The sequence below is a fragment of the Streptomyces marincola genome, from assembly GCF_020410765.1.
Taxonomy (GTDB): domain Bacteria; phylum Actinomycetota; class Actinomycetes; order Streptomycetales; family Streptomycetaceae; genus Streptomyces; species Streptomyces marincola.
The window spans coordinates 5,944,670-5,960,435 of the sequence record NZ_CP084541.1; the positions used below are offsets into that span (position 1 = coordinate 5,944,670).

The 15,766-nt window shown below is 75.4% G+C and carries 17 protein-coding genes; 9 read left to right on the top strand and 8 right to left on the bottom strand.

The annotated features are described in order from the left end of the window. Positions 1–17: 17 nt before the first annotated feature. Together LC193_RS26250 and LC193_RS26255 are read right to left on the bottom strand one after the other, a co-directional pair. Positions 18–1,940: an AMP-dependent synthetase/ligase gene (locus LC193_RS26250; RefSeq protein ID WP_226077850.1), complete on the bottom strand. Its 1,923-nt coding sequence runs from the start codon at positions 1,938–1,940 to the stop codon at positions 18–20. Positions 1,941–1,943: 3 nt separating this feature from the next. Next, positions 1,944–3,260, bottom strand: a complete 1,317-nt coding sequence (locus LC193_RS26255) for an acetyl-CoA C-acetyltransferase (RefSeq protein WP_226077851.1) — start codon at positions 3,258–3,260, stop codon at positions 1,944–1,946. Positions 3,261–3,354: 94 nt separating this feature from the next. On the opposite strand from LC193_RS26255, the gene LC193_RS26260 reads away from it, so the two are divergent. Both LC193_RS26260 and LC193_RS26265 read left to right on the top strand, forming a co-directional pair. Beyond that, positions 3,355–4,683: a 3-oxoacyl-ACP reductase gene (locus LC193_RS26260; RefSeq protein ID WP_226077852.1), complete on the top strand. Its 1,329-nt coding sequence runs from the start codon at positions 3,355–3,357 to the stop codon at positions 4,681–4,683. Positions 4,684–4,689: 6 nt separating this feature from the next. After that, a complete protein-coding gene (locus LC193_RS26265; RefSeq protein ID WP_318842188.1) occupies positions 4,690–5,556 on the top strand; it encodes a MaoC family dehydratase in 867 nt (288 codons plus the stop codon). Positions 5,557–5,578: 22 nt separating this feature from the next. Here LC193_RS26265 and LC193_RS26270 read toward each other — a convergent pair whose 3' ends face one another. Continuing rightward, positions 5,579–6,229, bottom strand: a complete 651-nt coding sequence (locus LC193_RS26270; RefSeq protein WP_226077853.1) for a TetR/AcrR family transcriptional regulator — start codon at positions 6,227–6,229, stop codon at positions 5,579–5,581. Between the two features lie 72 nt (positions 6,230–6,301). On the opposite strand from LC193_RS26270, the gene LC193_RS26275 reads away from it, so the two are divergent. Both LC193_RS26275 and LC193_RS26280 read left to right on the top strand, forming a co-directional pair. Next, positions 6,302–6,760, top strand: coding sequence for an SCP2 sterol-binding domain-containing protein (locus LC193_RS26275; protein WP_226077854.1), 459 nt, complete (start codon positions 6,302–6,304; stop codon positions 6,758–6,760). A gap of 12 nt (positions 6,761–6,772) precedes the next feature. Continuing rightward, complete coding sequence (locus LC193_RS26280; RefSeq protein ID WP_226077855.1) at positions 6,773–8,026, top strand: acyl-CoA dehydrogenase family protein; 1,254 nt, start codon at positions 6,773–6,775, stop codon at positions 8,024–8,026. A gap of 39 nt (positions 8,027–8,065) precedes the next feature. On the opposite strand, the gene LC193_RS26285 is transcribed toward LC193_RS26280, so the two are convergent. Then, complete coding sequence (locus LC193_RS26285; RefSeq protein WP_226077856.1) at positions 8,066–8,683, bottom strand: TOPRIM nucleotidyl transferase/hydrolase domain-containing protein; 618 nt, start codon at positions 8,681–8,683, stop codon at positions 8,066–8,068. Between the two features lie 244 nt (positions 8,684–8,927). Here LC193_RS26285 and LC193_RS26290 point away from each other — a divergent pair, with 244 nt between their 5' ends. Continuing rightward, positions 8,928–9,761 carry a S1 family peptidase gene (locus tag LC193_RS26290; protein WP_226077857.1) on the top strand — a complete coding sequence of 278 codons (834 nt, stop codon included), beginning with the start codon at positions 8,928–8,930 and terminating at the stop codon, positions 9,759–9,761. A gap of 78 nt (positions 9,762–9,839) precedes the next feature. Here the strand turns inward: LC193_RS26290 and LC193_RS26295 are convergent, their stop codons facing one another. Further along, on the bottom strand, positions 9,840–10,169 hold the full coding sequence (locus tag LC193_RS26295; RefSeq protein WP_404819492.1) for a hypothetical protein: 330 nt from the start codon (positions 10,167–10,169) through the stop codon (positions 9,840–9,842). Between the two features lie 165 nt (positions 10,170–10,334). Here LC193_RS26295 and LC193_RS26300 point away from each other — a divergent pair, with 165 nt between their 5' ends. Both LC193_RS26300 and LC193_RS26305 read left to right on the top strand, forming a co-directional pair. After that, complete coding sequence (locus LC193_RS26300; RefSeq protein WP_226077858.1) at positions 10,335–10,991, top strand: RNA polymerase sigma factor; 657 nt, start codon at positions 10,335–10,337, stop codon at positions 10,989–10,991. Further along, positions 10,981–12,144 (top strand): CU044_5270 family protein, encoded by a 1,164-nt coding sequence (locus LC193_RS26305; protein WP_226077859.1) that lies wholly within the window; start codon positions 10,981–10,983, stop codon positions 12,142–12,144. Before LC193_RS26300 ends, LC193_RS26305 begins: the two co-directional genes overlap by 11 nt. A 63-nt stretch (positions 12,145–12,207) precedes the next feature. On the opposite strand, the gene LC193_RS26310 is transcribed toward LC193_RS26305, so the two are convergent. Next, entirely contained in the window at positions 12,208–12,951 is a 744-nt protein-coding gene (locus LC193_RS26310) for an SDR family NAD(P)-dependent oxidoreductase (protein WP_226077860.1), read from the bottom strand. An 84-nt stretch (positions 12,952–13,035) separates the two neighbouring features. Between LC193_RS26310 and LC193_RS26315 the strand changes: the two genes are divergently transcribed. After that, positions 13,036–13,626 carry a TetR/AcrR family transcriptional regulator gene (locus LC193_RS26315; RefSeq protein WP_226077861.1) on the top strand — a complete coding sequence of 197 codons (591 nt, stop codon included), beginning with the start codon at positions 13,036–13,038 and terminating at the stop codon, positions 13,624–13,626. Between the two features lie 66 nt (positions 13,627–13,692). On the opposite strand, the gene LC193_RS26320 is transcribed toward LC193_RS26315, so the two are convergent. Together LC193_RS26320 and LC193_RS26325 are read right to left on the bottom strand one after the other, a co-directional pair. Then, positions 13,693–14,538 carry a TrmH family RNA methyltransferase gene (locus LC193_RS26320; RefSeq protein WP_226077862.1) on the bottom strand — a complete coding sequence of 282 codons (846 nt, stop codon included), beginning with the start codon at positions 14,536–14,538 and terminating at the stop codon, positions 13,693–13,695. Positions 14,539–14,697: 159 nt separating this feature from the next. Next, the gene (locus tag LC193_RS26325; RefSeq protein ID WP_226077863.1) at positions 14,698–14,940 is read right to left on the bottom strand and encodes a DUF2630 family protein; all 243 of its coding nucleotides are present in this window, start codon (positions 14,938–14,940) and stop codon (positions 14,698–14,700) included. Between the two features lie 138 nt (positions 14,941–15,078). Here LC193_RS26325 and LC193_RS26330 point away from each other — a divergent pair, with 138 nt between their 5' ends. Next, the gene (locus tag LC193_RS26330; RefSeq protein ID WP_226077864.1) at positions 15,079–15,675 is read left to right on the top strand and encodes a hypothetical protein; all 597 of its coding nucleotides are present in this window, start codon (positions 15,079–15,081) and stop codon (positions 15,673–15,675) included. The last annotated feature ends 91 nt before the right edge of the window (positions 15,676–15,766 follow it).

A 15,766-nucleotide genomic window follows, 5' to 3' on the forward strand; every position in this document is an offset into this window, starting at 1 on the left:
GGGAGTACGCGGCGGGCTCAGTCGCCGTACAGCCGCGCCACCTCCTCGGCGTAGGCGTCCGCCACGGCCGGGCGCTTGACCTTGAGGGACGGCGTCAGCAGTCCGTTCTCCTCGGTGAACTCGCCGGGCACGATGGTGAACGCGCGGATGGCCTCGGCCCGCGAGACGGCCTCGTTGGCGTAGTCGACGGCGCGCTGCACGTCGGCCCGCAGGGCGGGGTCCTCGCGCAGTTCCTCGACCGGGGTGTCCAGGGGGCGCTTGCGGACGGTCAGCCAGTGCGCGAGCGCCGCCGGTTCGAGGGTGACGAGGGCGGCGACGAACGGGCGCCCCTCGCCGACGACCATGCACTGCCCGACCGGCGGGCGGCTGCGGAGCCGGTCCTCCAGCACGCTGGGGGAGACGTTCTTGCCGCCGCTGGTGACGATGATGTCCTTCTTGCGGCCGGTGATGGTCAGGTAGCCGTCCTCGTCCAGGCCGCCGAGGTCGCCCGTGGCGAACCACTCGCCGCGCCGCGCCGCCCGCGTGGCGGTCGGGTCCTTCCAGTACGCGCGGGCCACGACGCCGCCGCGGACCAGCACCTCGCCGTCGTCGGCGATGCGCACCGACGTGCCGGGCAGGGGGCGGCCCACGGTGCCGGGCCTGGGATCGAGCGGCGGCACGATGGTCGCGGCCGAGGTCGTCTCGGTGAGCCCGTAGCCCTCGTACACCACGATGCCGCAGCCGAAGAAGAAGAGGTTGAGCCGCCGGTCCAGGGGCGAGCCGCCGCTGATGGCGTAGCGGACCCGGCCGCCCAGGGCCTTGCGGACGCGGCGGTACACCAGCAGGTCGTACAAGCCCCTGGCCAGCCGCAGCCAGGGCCGCGGCCCCGGGCCCGTGCCGTGGTAGGCGGCCAGGGCCGCCTCCGCCCAGGCCACGGCGACGCGGTCGGCCCGTTCGAACGAGGCGCCGCGGCCCACGCGTTCCGCCGTGGCCCGCCCGGTGTCGTGGATCTTCTCGAAGAGATAGGGGACGCCGACGAGGAACGTCGGCCGGAACGAGGCGAGTTCGGGCCGCAGCTCGTCCGGCTTGACGCTGGGGCAGTGCCCGATCCTGATGCGGGCCGACAGGCAGGCGATCTGGATGGTGCGGCCCAGGATGTGGGCCAGCGGCAGGAACACCAGGGTCGCCGGGGTCTGCCCGGTGACCTCCTCGAAGACGGGCTTGAGCAGTTCCACCAGGTTGGCCGACTCCGCGTGCAGGTTGCCGTGCGTGAGGACGCAGCCGCGCGGGCGGCCCGTGGTGCCCGAGGTGTAGACGATGGTGGCGACGCTGTCCTGGCCGAGCGCGGCGCGCCGTGCGCCCGTCTCGCCGTCAGGAACGTCGCGGCCCGAGGCGGCCAGGTCGTCGAGCGCGCCCTCGTCGAGCACCCACAGCGGTGGCGCGGCGCCGTCGCCGAGCGCCCCGATCGCCGCGCGGGCGGCGGCGGCGTGCTCCGCGGTCTCCACGACGCACCAGGCGGCGCCCGAGTCGCGCAGGATCCACTCGATCTGCGCGGCCGACGACGTGGCGTAGACGGGAACGCTCACGCCGCCGGCGGCCCAGACGGCGAAGTCGAGCACCGCCCACTCGTAGGAGGTGCGGGCCATGAGCGCGATGCGGTCGCCCGGCGCGAGACCGGCGGCGATCAGGCCCTTCGCGGTCGACTCCACGGCCGCGGCGAACGCGGCGGCGGTGACCGGCGTCCAGCGGTCGCCCCGCTTGCGCAGGATCACGACGTCGCCGGGGGCCTGCGCGGCGTTCGTGAACGGTATGTCGGCGGTGCTGCCCGCGCCGGGCGGCGCGACCAGCGCCGGCACGCGCGCCTCGCGGACCACGCCCGCCTCGCGGGTCAGTTCCGGCGCGGCGCGGCGCGCCAGGTCGCCGCGCCGCCGGGCGCGCCTGAGGTCCCGTTGTGCTCCCATGGGTCAGCTCCTTTGCCGGCTTTCGAGAAGGGCGGTCACGCCGAGGCCGCCTGCGGCGCACACGGACACCAGCCCGCGCACGGGACGGCCGTCGCCGCGCGCGGTGGCGCGTTCGTGCAGCAGCTTCGCGAGGGTGGCGACGATCCGGCCGCCGGTGGCCGCGAAGGGGTGGCCGGTGGCGAGGGAGGAGCCGGCCGCGTTGACGCGCGCGGTGTCCAGGGGGCCGAGCGGCGCGTCGAGGCCGAGGCGGCGGGCGCAGAACGCGGGGTCCTCCCACGCGGCGAGGGTGGCGAGGACCTGGGAGGCGAACGCCTCGTGGATCTCGAACAGGTCGATGTCGCCCGCGGTGAGCCCGGCGTCGGCGAGCAGCCGGGGGACGGCGTGCACGGGGGCCGTCAGCAGCCCGTCGGGCCCCCCGGTGAAGTCGACGGCCGCGGTGCGCGAGTGGGTCAGGTACGCGAGGACCGGCCACCCGTGGTCGGCCGCCCACTCCTCGCTCGCCAGCAGGACGGTGGCGGCGCCGTCGGTGAGCGCCGTGGAGTTGCCCGCGGTCATGGTCGGCGCGTGGCCCGCGGTGCCGAACACCGGGCGCAGGCGCGCCAGCCGCTCCGGGCTGCTGTCCGGCCTGAGGTTGTGGTCGCGGTCCAGGCCGCGGAACGGCGTCACCAGGTCGTCGAAGAAGCCGCGGTCCCAGGCCGCTGCCAGCCGCCGGTGGCTGGTGGCGGCCAGCAGGTCCTGGTCCGCGCGCGAGACACCCCACGCGGCGGCGGTGCGCGCCGCGTGCTCCCCCATGGAAAGGCCCGTGCGCGGCTCGGCGTTGCGGGGGATGTCCGGCACGGCGTGCCGGGGGCGCAGCGCCGCGAGCGCCCGCAGGCGGCTCGGCAGGGACCGCGCCCTGCGGGCGCGCAGCAGGACGCGGCGCAGGTCGTCGTTCAGGGCGAGGGGCGCGTCGCTCGCGGTGTCGACGCCGCCGGCGATGCCGCAGTCGATCTGCCCGAGGGCGATCTTGTTGGCGACGAGGAGGACGGCGGTCAGGCCGGTGCCGCACGCCTGCTGGATGTCGTAGGCGGGGGTGCGGCGGTCGAGGGCGCTGCCGAGGACGGTCTCCCTGGCGAGGTTGAAGTCCCTGCTGTGCTTGAGCACCGCGCCGGCCACGAACTCGCCCATCGCCCGGCCTTCGAGGCCGAACCGCCGGACGAGGCCGGCCAGCGCGGCGGCCAGCATGTCCTGGTTCGACGCGGTGGCGTACGGCCCGTCCGCGCGGGCGAAGGGGATGCGGTTGCCGCCGAGGATCGCCACCCGGCGCCCGTCCGCTGCCATGGGCTCACTCGCTCTCTTCCGGTGCCGGCTTGTAGCGGGCCGGCCGACTCACTTAACTTCTCAGTAGACTTACCTTCGAGTAAGGGGGAAATCAATGGCCGACAGGTACCTCGCGTTCGCGACCGGCCGGATCGGGGCCCGCCTCGTCCGGCGGCTCGGCCTGCCCGCGCCGGTCCCGCTCCGGCGGCACGCGGCCGGCCAGGCCGCCGCGCGCGGTCCCGTCGTGCTCGGCCACGCCGGCCGGCCGCGCGCGACGAAGGCGGTGCGGACCGTTCTTGAGGCGTGCGGCGCCCCGGTCGAGGAGCACGCCGAACGCCCGGCCGCGCTCGTCCTCGACGCCACCGGGGTGACCGCGACGGACCAACTGGCCGAGCTGCGCGCGTTCTTCCAGCCCCGCGTCCGCTCGCTCCAGCCGTGCGGCCGGGTGCTCGTCCTCGGCACCCCGCCCGGTGCGGCCGGTACGCCCGGCGGCGCGGCGGCGCAGCGGGCGCTCGACGGGTTCGTCCGGTCCGTCGGCAAGGAGCTGCGCGGCGGCTCGACCGCGCACCTGCTCCAGGTCGAGCCGGGGGCCGAGGAGGCGCTGGAATCGACGGTCAGGTTCGTGCTGTCCGCGCGTTCCGCCTACGTCTCCGGCCAGTCGCTGCGGCTGGCCGCGACCGGGCCGGTCGAGGTCCCGGCCGACTGGGACCGCCCGCTGGCCGGGCGCACCGCGCTGGTCACCGGCGCGGCCCGGGGCATCGGCGCCGAGGTGGCCCGGGTGCTGGGCCGCGACGGGGCCCGCGTCGTGTGCCTGGATGTGCCCGCGCGGTCGGCGGAGCTTGAGGAGCTGGCCGCGCGCGTCGGCGGCAGCCCGCTCGCCCTCGACATCACCGCCGAGGACGCGGCGCCGCGCGTCGCCGCCCACCTCGGCGCCGAGGCGGGCGGCGGCCTCGACATCCTCGTGCACAACGCCGGCATCACCCGCGACCGGACGCTCGGCCGCATGGACGCCGACCGCTGGGATGCGGTGCTCGCCGTCAACCTCACGGCGGTCGAGCGGCTGACCGAGGGCCTGCTGCCCGTGCTGCGCGACGGCGGCCGGATCGTCGCCACCTCCTCCATCAGCGGCCTGGCGGGCAACGCCGGGCAGACCAACTACGCGACGAGCAAGGCCGGTCTGATCGGCCTGGTCGAAGCGCTCGCCCCGGCCGTCGCGGACCGCGGGATCACCGTCAACGCGGTCGCGCCCGGTTTCATCGAGACCCGCATGACCGCGGCCGTGCCGCCGCTCGTCCGGCAGGCGGGGCGCCGGCTGAACAGCCTCGGCCAGGGCGGCCGTCCCGTGGACGTCGCCGAGGCCGTCGCCTGGTTCGCCTCGCCCGGCACCGGGGCCGTCACCGGTCAGGTGCTGCGGGTGTGCGGCCAGGCCCTGATGGGAGCGTGACCGGCCGTGCTCGCCCGTTACGCCCGCGCCCTGCTGCTGCCAGGGCGCGGCGGCGGCATGCCGCGGCGGCGGCTCGAACGCGCCGCCGCGCCGGAGCCGGACCGGCTGGCCCGCTACGCGGAGGTCTGCGGCTTCCGCCGCACCGGGCCGCTGCCCGCCACCTACCCGCAGGTGCTGGCGTTCCCGCTGGCACTCGACCTGATGACGCGCCGCGACTTCCCGTTCCGGCTGCCGGGGCTGGTGCACGTGGCCAACCGCGTCGAGCAGTTGCGGCCCCTCGACCCGGCGGAACGCCTCGACTTCGCCGTGGAGGCCACCGGGCCCGCCGCGCATCCGAGGGGCACCGCGTTCGACCTGCTGACCGAGGCGCGGGACGGCTCGGGGGCCGTCGTGTGGCGTTCCGCCGCCACCTACCTGCGCCGCGGGCCGGGGGGACCCGGAGGAGGGGCCGCGCCGCGCGGGGCGGCCGGGCCCGCGGCCGGCGGCGCGGCGGACCCGGGGGAGGAGCCGGAGCACCGTGAGCGGTGGCACGTGCCGGCCGGGACCGGCCGCCGCTACGCGGCCGTGTCGGGCGACCGGAACCCGATCCACCTGCACCCGCTGGCCGCGCGGCTGTTCGGGTTCCGCGGCGCCATCGCCCACGGCATGTGGACCAAGGCGCGCTGCCTGGCCGCGGCCGAGAGGGCGCTGCCCGGCGGGCTGCCCGGCGCGTTCACCGTGCGGACGGCGTTCCGCGGCCCCGTCGCGCTGCCGTCCGACGTGGAGTTCACGGCCGTCCGCCGCGGCACGGAACTCGCCTTCGGACTGCGCGCCGCCGGCGCCGGCGGCCACGAGCCGCGCCGCCACCTGCGCGGCCGGATCGAGGCGCTGTGAGCCGGCCGCACCTCGCGCGGCGTCAGGGGCCATGCTCCGGCGGGACCCAGACCTCTCCGGCGAGCACGTTCCGCATGCCCACCCACATCACGTTCATCAACCGGACCGTCACCCGCTCGGGCGGCTCCCCCGGGTGCCGGTCCATCCAGTCGGTCAGCGCGTCGGCCGCGCCCACCAGCGCGTGCGCGACGAAGTCGGCCTCCTGCTCGCCGAGGCGGTCGGCCTCGCCGCCCGCCGAGATGCCGTCCCTGACCAGGGAGTTCACCTCGGCCATCACGGAACGGCGGGCCGTGGCCAGTTCACCGGCGATGGTCTCGCTCTGCTCCGGTGCCTGCCGGTGCAGCACCGTCCAGCTGTCGCGGTGTTCGGCCACGAAGGCGAAGAACGCGCCGAGCCCCGCCCACAGCCGCTGCTCCGGCGAGTCGCCGGCCTGCGCTGCCTCGCGGAACGCGGCGGCCAGCCGCTGCGACTCGCGGCGCACGCACGCGATGAACAGGCCCTCCTTGGAGCCGAGGTACAGGTACACCATCGGCTTGGAGATGCCGGCGAGGTCCGCGATCTCGTCGACGACGGCGGCGCGGTAGCCGCGTTTGGAGAAGACTCCGACGGCCGCGTCGATGATCTCCTGCTCACGTACGTCCCTGGGCAGTCGCCGTCTTCGTCTTTCGGTCACTCTTGTCAGCCTACCTACGCCGTGCCTAATCTTACTCTCTAGTAAGTCTACTTCGGGGTAAGGACACTTTCGATGGCAGAACCGGCCTTCGATCCGGCGGCGCTCGACTTCGGTACCGTCACACCTGAGGAATTCGCCGCGCTGGTCCGCCAGCTCTCCGCGCGGGAGATCGCGGACCTGATGCGCGGTGAGCTGCGCGAGCGCGTGCTCGCCGAGGTGTTCGGCCGCATGGAACGCCAGTTCCGCCCCGACCACGCCGGCTCGCTGGACGCCGTCATCCGCTGGGAGGTCACCGGCGACCCCGACGTGGTCTACGAGACGGCCATCGTCGACGGAACGTGCACCGTGCGCCAGGGCCGTTCGGCCCTTGATCCGCGGGTGACGCTGACCATGGGGGACGCCGAGTTCCTGAGACTGGTCTCGGGCAACGGAAGCCCGGTGGCGATGTTCATGACCCGCAAGCTGAAGGTCGCGGGCGACATCGGGCTCGCCTCCGGCCTGACCCGGCTGTTCGACCTTCCGAAAGGCTGAGTGATCCCCGCGATGAGCGGCTTCTCCCTCGACCTCACCGAGGACCAGCGCGACGTCAGGGACTGGGTGCACGGCTTCGCCGCCGACGTGGTCAGGCCGGCCGCCGCCGAGTGGGACGAACGCGAGGAAACGCCCTGGCCCGTCATCAAGGAGGCGGCGAGGATCGGCCTGTACGGCTTCGAGTCGCTGGCCGAGATGTTCGGGGACCCCTCGGGACTCACGCTCCAGATCGCCAACGAGGAGCTGTTCTGGGGCGACGCGGGCATCGGCATGGCCCTGTTCGGCACCTCGCTCGCCGTCGCGGGCATCTTCGCCGCCGGCACGCCGGAACAGCTCGCGGAATGGGTGCCGCAGTGCTTCGGCGACGCCGACGACCCGCGGGTGGCCGCGTTCTGCGTCTCCGAGCCCGAGGCGGGCTCGGACGTCTCGGCGATGCGGACCCGCGCCCGTTACGACGAGGCCAGGGACGAGTGGGTGCTGGGCGGGCAGAAGGCGTGGATCACCAACGGCGGGATCGCCGCCGTCCACGTCGTCGTCGCCTCCGTCGAGCCGGAGCTGGGCGCGCGCGGCCAGGCCGCGTTCGTCGTGCCGCCGGGCACGCCGGGCCTGGCGGGCAACCGCAAGATCAAGAAGCTCGGGCTGCGCGCCTCGCACACGGCGGACGTCTTCCTCGACGACGTGCGCGTCCCTGGGCACTGCCTCCTCGGCGGCAAAGAACGCCTCGACCGCAGGCTGGCCAGGGCCCGCGAGGCCGCCGCGCAGGGCAGTGGCGGCGGCGCGGGCGGGCGGACTGACGGGGCGAGGAGCCAGGCGGCCATGGCCACGTTCGAGGTCTCGCGGCCCACCGTCGGCGCGCAGGCCCTCGGCATCGCCCGCGCCGCCTACGAGTACGCCCTCGACTACGCGGGGGAACGCGTGGCCTTCGGGCGTCCCGTCGTGGAGAACCAGTCGATCGCGTTCGCCCTCGCCGACCTGCGCACGGAGATCGACGCCGTCCGCCTGCTGATCTGGCGCGCGGCGTGGATGGCGCGCAACGAGCGCGCGTTCACGGCGGGCGAGGGGTCCATGGCGAAACTCAGGGCCGGCGAACTCGCCGTCGCGGCGACCGAGAAGGCCGTCCAGATCCTCGGCGGCGCCGGGTACAGCAGGGAGCACCCGGTGGAGCGCATGTACCGCGACGCGAAGATTTATACGATCTTCGAGGGGACGAGCGAGATCCAGCGGCTGGTGATCGCGCGCGCCATCTCGGGCCGCCAGATCCGCTGAGCGCGCGGGCCCGCCGCCGGGGGCCGGTGGCGGGCGCGGTCACAGGCTGCTGAGCAGGCCGTCGAGCGGGGCGGGTACCCGGTCGGGGGCGAGGGCCTCGACGAGGACGCGTCCGTAGTGGATCTTGCGTCCCTTCTTCGTGCCGAGGAAACGCCGCAGCTGCTGCGGCGCGGCGCGGTCCCGCTGCGCGGGCTGGCGCAGGAAGGCGCGCCAGGCGCGCAGGTCGCCCTCGGCCCCGACCAGTTCCGTCACGCGGGCCACGCCGAGCGCGCGGATCAACTCGTCCTCCAGATCCGCCGCGCAGACGAAGAACTCCTGCCGCGCCGCGCCCGCCCGCTCAAGGCCGCGGGCGTAGTGGTGGCGTTCTGCCTCGTCGCACAGCCCCGTCAGGCCCAGGCCGAGGCCGTGCGGCCCGAGGAGGCCGGCGAAGCGCCCGATGCTCATCGCGCCGCCCATCGGCAGGACGCACACGCCCTCGGCGGCCAGGTCCCGGCCGCGCCCGGCGGCCAGCGCGTCGAGTGCCGCGGCGTCGCTCGGCCCTTCGAGCAGGACCACCGTCCGCACGGGCAGCCGCGCGGCCAGCTCGCGCGCGGGCTCGCCCGGGCCGCCGGCCGCCCATGCGGTGACCGCGTCCCGGAACGCCTCCATGCCGACCATGCGAGGAGTCTCCGCCCTTTCCCGCCGCGGCGGTAGGGGATTTCGGCCCCCGCCACCCGCCGCCCGGGGCGCGCGCCCCCTCCCGGCGGCCCCCGGGGCGGACGCGGCGGGGTGTGCGGATGGGGCGCGTTCTGTTGCGAGATGCCGCAGATCACATGGCGCGCTTGGTGATTGACGGGTTGTCATGTGTGTCTGTGGGGAATTGATGGCCGTGGCGTTGCACAGAACAACGTAAAGGGAGAGCATGACTTTCCGCTTCCGCCACCGGGTCAAGGCGGGTATCGCCCTGGCCGCCGCGGCCGTCGCCGCCCTGGCCGCCACCGCGCCCGCCTCCGCCGCCTCCGCCCCCACGAGCCCCGCCGCCGCCTCCTCGGAGCCGTCCACCCGCATCGTCGGTGGCACGCCCGTCACCACCGAGGACTACCCGTACGTCATGCACGTCACCTTCACCGGCATCGTGCCGTTCTGCGGCGGCACCCTCGTCGCCCCGACGAAGGTCGTCACCGCCGCCCACTGCGTCAACAACAGGGCCGCCGAGGACCTGAACGCCGTGGGGGGCCGCACCGAGCGGCAGGGCGACAGCGGCGTCATGATCGGGGTGAGCGACATCTGGATGCACCCGGAGTGGGACTCGACGACCAAGGTCGCCGACATCGCCGTGCTCACCCTCTCCGAGCCGATGCCCTACGAGCACATCCCGTTCGCCGGTCCGGAGGACACCCACCTGTACGCCCCCGGCGTCATGGCCGAGGTCCTCGGCTGGGGCCGGACCGGGGAGACGGGGAACGTTCCCGACCAGCTGCTGATGGCCGAGGTCCCGGTCGTCTCGGACGCGGACTGCGAGGAGGCGTACTCCTCCTACACCACGCAGGTCGACGGCGAGACCATGGTGTGCGCCGGCTACCCCGAGGGCGGCGTGGACGCCTGCCAGCGCGACAGCGGCGGCCCCCTGGTCGTCGACGGCGTGCTGATCGGCGTCGTCGCCTGGGGCAATGGCTGCGCCCGCCCCGGCTACTACGGCGTCTACACCGAACTGGCCACCTACGCCGCCGACGTGAGCGAGCAGATCGCCTCCTGACGGCCTTCAGGCGGACCAGCCCGGGAGCCGCGCGAGCGCTCCCGGGCCGGTGTCCCGGCGCCCCGGGGGGCGCCGGGGTCACGCCGAGGCCGGACCCCGGCCCTCGCGGCCCTCGTCCCGGACGTCCGCCCGGCACACCAGGCAGGTCTCGATCCGGCTGCCGTGCCGTGCGACCAGCCGCCGCGCGTCCGCCAGGTGGAGGTCGGGCGCGCCCGGGCACCAGCAGCCCGCCCGGTGCAGCACGCCCCGGCGCGGTTCCCCGGCCGCTGTCCGCATCCACTGCACCCACCACCGGGGCCCGGCCCGTTCCTCCGCCTCCTCGATGGCCGTCCGCACCGCGCGCAGCTGCGCTTCGAGCCAGGTGGCGAGCGCGCGCAGGCGGGGCAGGTCGGACGGCATGTCGTTCACCTGTTCGATATTAGGGGTGGTCCCGGCGGACCGCCCGCCGGGGCCGGGTGGCGGGTCGGCGGGACAATGAGCCGGTGCGCCTCGGAAGACCACACGAGCCCCCACCGGTACCGCACCGGGACGCACGCGTGCGTAACGCCCGGGTGCGCGCGGACATTACGCGGCGTGGAACCAACGATGCACGCCCGCGTGCGGTCCGGTGATCCGGAGGCGTTCCGGGAGCTGTTCCGGGCCCATGCCCGGCTGATCCACGGCTACGTACTGCGGGCGACAGGGGACAGGACGCTGGCCGACGACGTGGTCTCCCTCACCTTCCTTGAGGCGTGGCGACTCCGCGACCGGCTGCGGGACGACGGGTCGGGCGTGCGGCCCTGGCTGATGAGGATCGCCGTCAACACCCTGCGCAACAGCACGCGGGCCCGCCGCCGCTACCAGCACGCGCTGGCCCGGTTGCCCACCGCGGAGACCGTGCCCGACATCGCCGACGAGGTCGTCGGGCGCCTCACGGACGCGGCCCGCGTCGCGGCGGCCCGGCGCGGCCTGGACCGGCTGCGCCCCCGGGACCGCGAGGTCTTCATGCTCTGCGTGTGGTCGGGACTGTCCCACGCCGAGGCCGCCGCCGCGCTGGACGTGCGGGAAGGGACGGTCCGCACGCGGCTGTTCCGGGCCAGGGAGCGGCTGCGCGCGTTCACCGAGGAGGAGCTGGCCCGGGAGCGGCCCCACCGAAGTGCCCTCGAACGCCCGGCACCCGGCGGACATGAAAGGGGCGACCACCGGCTGACGGCGGTCCGGTCCGAGGAAGGAAAAGCCCGTGAAGCGTGAAGAAGGAACGCCTCGCCGCGAGGATCTGGCGCGGCTCCTTCCGGCCCCCGAGGTGCTGGCCCTCACCGAGGACGGCGCTCGGGAGATCGAGGAGCTCGTGATGAAGGAACTGCACAATATGAACGCGGCGGCCCGGACGTCCGGCGGGGACGCCGCCGTGCCGGCCGCGGCCCGCCCCCGGTGGCGGCGGCCCGCGTGGGTGGCCGTCCCGGCGGCACTGGCGCTGACGGCCGGCGCGGTGGCGTACGCGGTGGCCGCCAGGGACGGCGGCGCGTCGGACCCGGCCGGGCCGGTGGCCGCGCCGGCCACGGCGGGGCAGCTGCTCGACCGCGTGGCGTCCGTGGCGGGCCGGGAGGACGTTCCGGTGCCCGACGCCGACCAGTTCATCTACTCGCGGGTCCTGCGCACCGTCGAGTGGCCCGAGCCCGGCGCCTACATCGACCCGACCGCGGTCGGCGGCGAGGACGCCGTGCCGGGAGAGGGGGAGGTCGGCCCGTCGGCGTCGGGCGGACAGGCCTATGTCGAAGTCATCGAGTCGGACCAGCTGGTACCCGTGCCCGCAGAACGCGAGTCGGAGCGCTGGATCTCCCCGGACGGCACCCGGGGGTGGACGCACGACCTTGAGGACGGCGTTCCGGGGGAGGGGCGGTCACTCGACACCGAGCCGTGGGAGCCCTATCTGGAGGCGCCGACCTACGACTTCCTCGCCACCCTGCCCACCGACGCGGACGGGCTGCTCGACCGGGTGTACGGGGAGTTCGGCGAGTCCGACGGGCTGACCGGGGAGGCGCTGGAGCAGCGGGTGTTCGAGGGCCTGGGGGACCTGGCGTTCGCCGACCTCCTGCCGCCCGGCCTTGAGGACGGCGTCTACGAGGCCCTGGGCCGGGTGCCCGGCATCGAACTGCTTGAGGACGCCGAGGACGCCGCCGGCCGGCCCGCGCTCGGCGTGGCCCGCACCGGCGCCGAGACGGGGGTGCGGTCCGCCTACCTCTTCGCCCCCGACACCTACGAGTACCTCGGGTACCAGGAGGTCCAGGTCGAGGAGCGGGACGGCGTCGAGGCGGGAACGGTCTGGGACGAGTACGCGCTGCTCGGACTGGGCGTGGTGGACGAGGTCAGGCAGCGGCCGGGCGAGGACACCGCCGCGGTCTGACGGCGGGCGGGGGCCGGCAGGGCGGGAACCTCCCGCCCCGCCGGCCCCGGCGCGCTTCGGGGCTCAGGCCAGGTAGCCGCCGTCGATCGTGAGCGTGGTGCCGGTGACGAACGAGGCCGCCGGGCTCGCCAGGAACACGACCCCGGCGGCGACCTCCTCCGGCCTGCCGTAGCGGCCCATCGCGTTCGCCGCGCGCTGCGCGTCGGCGGTCTCGCCGTCGTGCGGGTTCATGTCGGTGTCGACCGCGCCCGGCTCCACGACGTTCACGGTGATGCCGCGCGGCGCCAGGTCCCGCGCCGCGCCCCGGCTGTAGCCGGCGACCGCGGCCTTGGTCGCCGCGTACTCCGCCACGGAGGTGAAGCCCGCGCGGGAGCCGAGGGTCGAGCCGACGGTGATGATCCTGCCGCCCTCGCCCATGACCCGGCTGGCGGCGCGCACGGCCGCGAGCACCCCGCCGAGGTTCACCGCGATCTGGTGGTCGAACGCCGCGCGCTCGCCCGGGTCGACCGGGCCCTGGACGGAGACGCCCGCGTTGTTCACCAGGATGTCGAGGCCGCCGAAGTCCGCGGCCACCCGCTCGACCAGCCCTTCGACGGCCGCCGCGTCCCCCTGGTCCGCCCGGTGCGCCGCCGCGCGGACCCCCAGGGCCGTGAGGTCGCGGACGACCTCCTCCGCCCGTTCCCGCGCGCTGCCGTAGCCGACCACCACGTTCGCGCCCTCATCGGCCAGCCCGCGGGCGATGGCCGCGCCTATGCCGCGCGAGCCGCCGGTGACCAGCGCGGTGCGCCCCGCCAGTGTCGTTCCCATGTGTCCGCTCCTAGTTTTGTATCGCTCGGTACTCAAGTCAGCAGCGTACTATACCTATCGATACGGAAGTGAGGAGGTGCTGCCATGGCGACGGGACGCCCACGGGCCTTCGATCTGGAGGAACGGCTCGACCTGGCCCTCGACGTCTTCTGGCGGCAGGGGTACGAGGGCACCGCGCTGTCCGACCTGACCGAGGCCATGGGGATCAACCGGCCGAGCCTGTACGCCGCCTACGGCAACAAGGAGGCGCTGTTCGGCAAGGTCGTCGACCGCTATCTGGAGGGCCCGGCCCGCCACCTGCGCGCCGCGCTCCGCGAGCCCACGGCGCGCGCGGTGGCCGAGCACCTGCTGCGCGGTTCCGTCGAGGTCGTCACCTCGGCGCGCAATCCGCAGGGCGGCTGCCTGCTCGTCCAGGGCGCGCTGTCCACCGGCGACCAGGGCGCCGCCGCGCGCTCCCGGCTCGCCGACGGCCGCAGGGCCGCCGCGGCGGCCCTGCGCCGCCGCTTCGAACAGGCGCAGGCCGACGGGGACCTCGACCCGGAGGAGGACGCGGCCGACCTGGCCCGCTACATCGCCTCGGTGTCCTACGGCCTGTCCGTGCACGCCTCCGACGGCTGCGGCGCGGAGGAACTGCACCGGGTGGTCGACCGGGCCCTGGCCTCCTGGCCCGGCTGACACGGCTGATCCGGCAGGCGCGGCTGACCTGCGCCGACCGGGCGCACGCCGCCGGGGCGCCGCGCGTCAGGCTTCGGACGCGGCCCCGGGGGAACCGGCGGCGGCCCGTTGCCTGGCCGCCTCGTACAGCACGATGCTGGCGGCGCTGGCCGCGTTCAGCGAACTCGCCGTGCCGCCCATCGGAATCCGCACCAGCGCGTCGCACGTCTCGCGCCAGCCCGCGCTGAGCCCCGACGTCTCGTTGCCGATCGCGAGGAGCACCGGGCCGGTCAGGTCGAAGTCCGCGACGTCCGCCGTGCCGGCCTCGTCCGTGCCCACCACCGTCACCGGGTGCCCCGCCTCCCGCGCCCCCGCCAGCCAGGCGGCCACCTCGCGGTGCCCCGGCGCGCGCACCACCGGCACCGCGAACAGCGAACCGGTGCTGGCCCGCACCGACTTGGGGTCGTACGCGTCGGCCGCGTGCCCCGTCACCACCAGGCCGTCCGCGCCGAAGGAGTCGGCGGAACGCACGATGGTGCCGATGTTGCCCGGGCTGGTCGGCCGGTCGAAGGCCACGCCGAGGAAGCGCGGGCCGACCGGAATCCGCGCCAGATCGTCCGGCGGCAGCTCCGCCACCACGATCAGCTCCGGCACGCCGTCGTCCTTGCCGCCGAGCTCCGCCATCAGCTCCGGCGTCATGGCGACCTTCTCGGCCCGCACCTCGCGCAGGATGTGCGCGGCCCAACGGGTCGGTTGCCGGCCGTCGTCGAAGATCAGCGTGCGGATCGGCCAGCCGCGTTCGACCGCCTGGGAGATCGGCCGGACCCCCTGCACGAGGAACTCGCCCGCGCGCTGGCGCTTGGTGCGGTTCGTCAGGTGCGCCTGCCACTGCTGGAACCGGGCATTGCGCGCCGAAATCCGCTGAAGCGCCACCCGGACTCTCTCCCGACTCGACAACCCGCCAGGCCCCGTGCCCACGGGGCGCACACCACACCGCCGGGACCACCCGCGCGGCGAGCAGCAGGCTACCTCACGCCCCCGGGGCGTCCGCCGGCCCCGGGCCCCTGCCGGGCGGACGCCCCGCCCGGGCGTTCAGCTCTCGTAGCCCTCGACCTCGGGGCCCGGCCGCAGCACCGCCCCGTCGGGGTCCCGGCCGAACTCGGTGCGCGCGCGCCGCTGGCGCAGCAGGTCCCAGCACTGGTCGAGGCGGACCTCGACATCGCCGAGCCGTGCCTCCTCGGCCTCCTGGAGCCCGTGGCCGACGGCCCGCTCCCGCAGGGCCCGCTCCTCGGCCACCAGCTCGCCGACGCGAGCCAGGATGTCCTTTTCGCCCATTGAGTCAGATTAGTCCCGGTCGCGGTACGCGGCCATTCGGTGGGTTTTCGATGGCCGCGTGAGGGTCCTGGGCCGGTCGCGGCTGCCGACGGGCCACCGTCTACGAGGCGCGCTGCCCCCGGTGTCATGATGTGCCCCGTGGCATCCTTATCCGAATCCGACGTCTACTTGGCCCGTTTCGGCTGGCATGTGGCGTCCTCGTCTCTCGCCGCCTGCGGCCTGGCGGTCGTCGTCTTCGCGTGCCTGGGCGGGCTCGTGCTGTGGCTCGCCCTGCTGATCGGCGCGGTGGGCGCGGTGGTCTTCGTCGTGTTCGCGGGCGCGGCCCGCGGCAGGGGCGTGGCCCTGCGCGTGGGCCCCGAGGGCGTCACTCTCGGCGGCGGCCCGCTGCCGTTCGGGCGGGTCCACCCCACCCACGTGCCGTGGCCCGAGGTGGAGGCCGTCCTGCTGTGGGGGCCCGCGGCGCCCGCCGGCGCGGGGCCCCGGTACGTCGGCGTGCGGGTGCGCGCCGCCGCGGAGGCGCCGGCCTGGCCCCCGCGGGCCGCGGCCCCCGCCGCGCGCGTGCCGTCCCGCGTCGCCGCCGCGCCGCCAGCGCGGGCGGACCTGCCCGCCGGCCCGCCGCGCGACGGCGCCGTCCTCGGCCGCGCCATCCAGGGCTGGCGGCTCGACCGCGCCCGCCTGCTGGCCGCCGTGGCGGCCTTCGCGCCCGAGGGCGTCCGCGTCGTCGACGCCTCCTGAGGGCCGGTACCCCCGCGACCCCGCGTGTCGCATGTCTTGACGAGTCCCCATCAAGGTGCGTTCATGGACCCGTTCATGGGAGCGCTCCCAT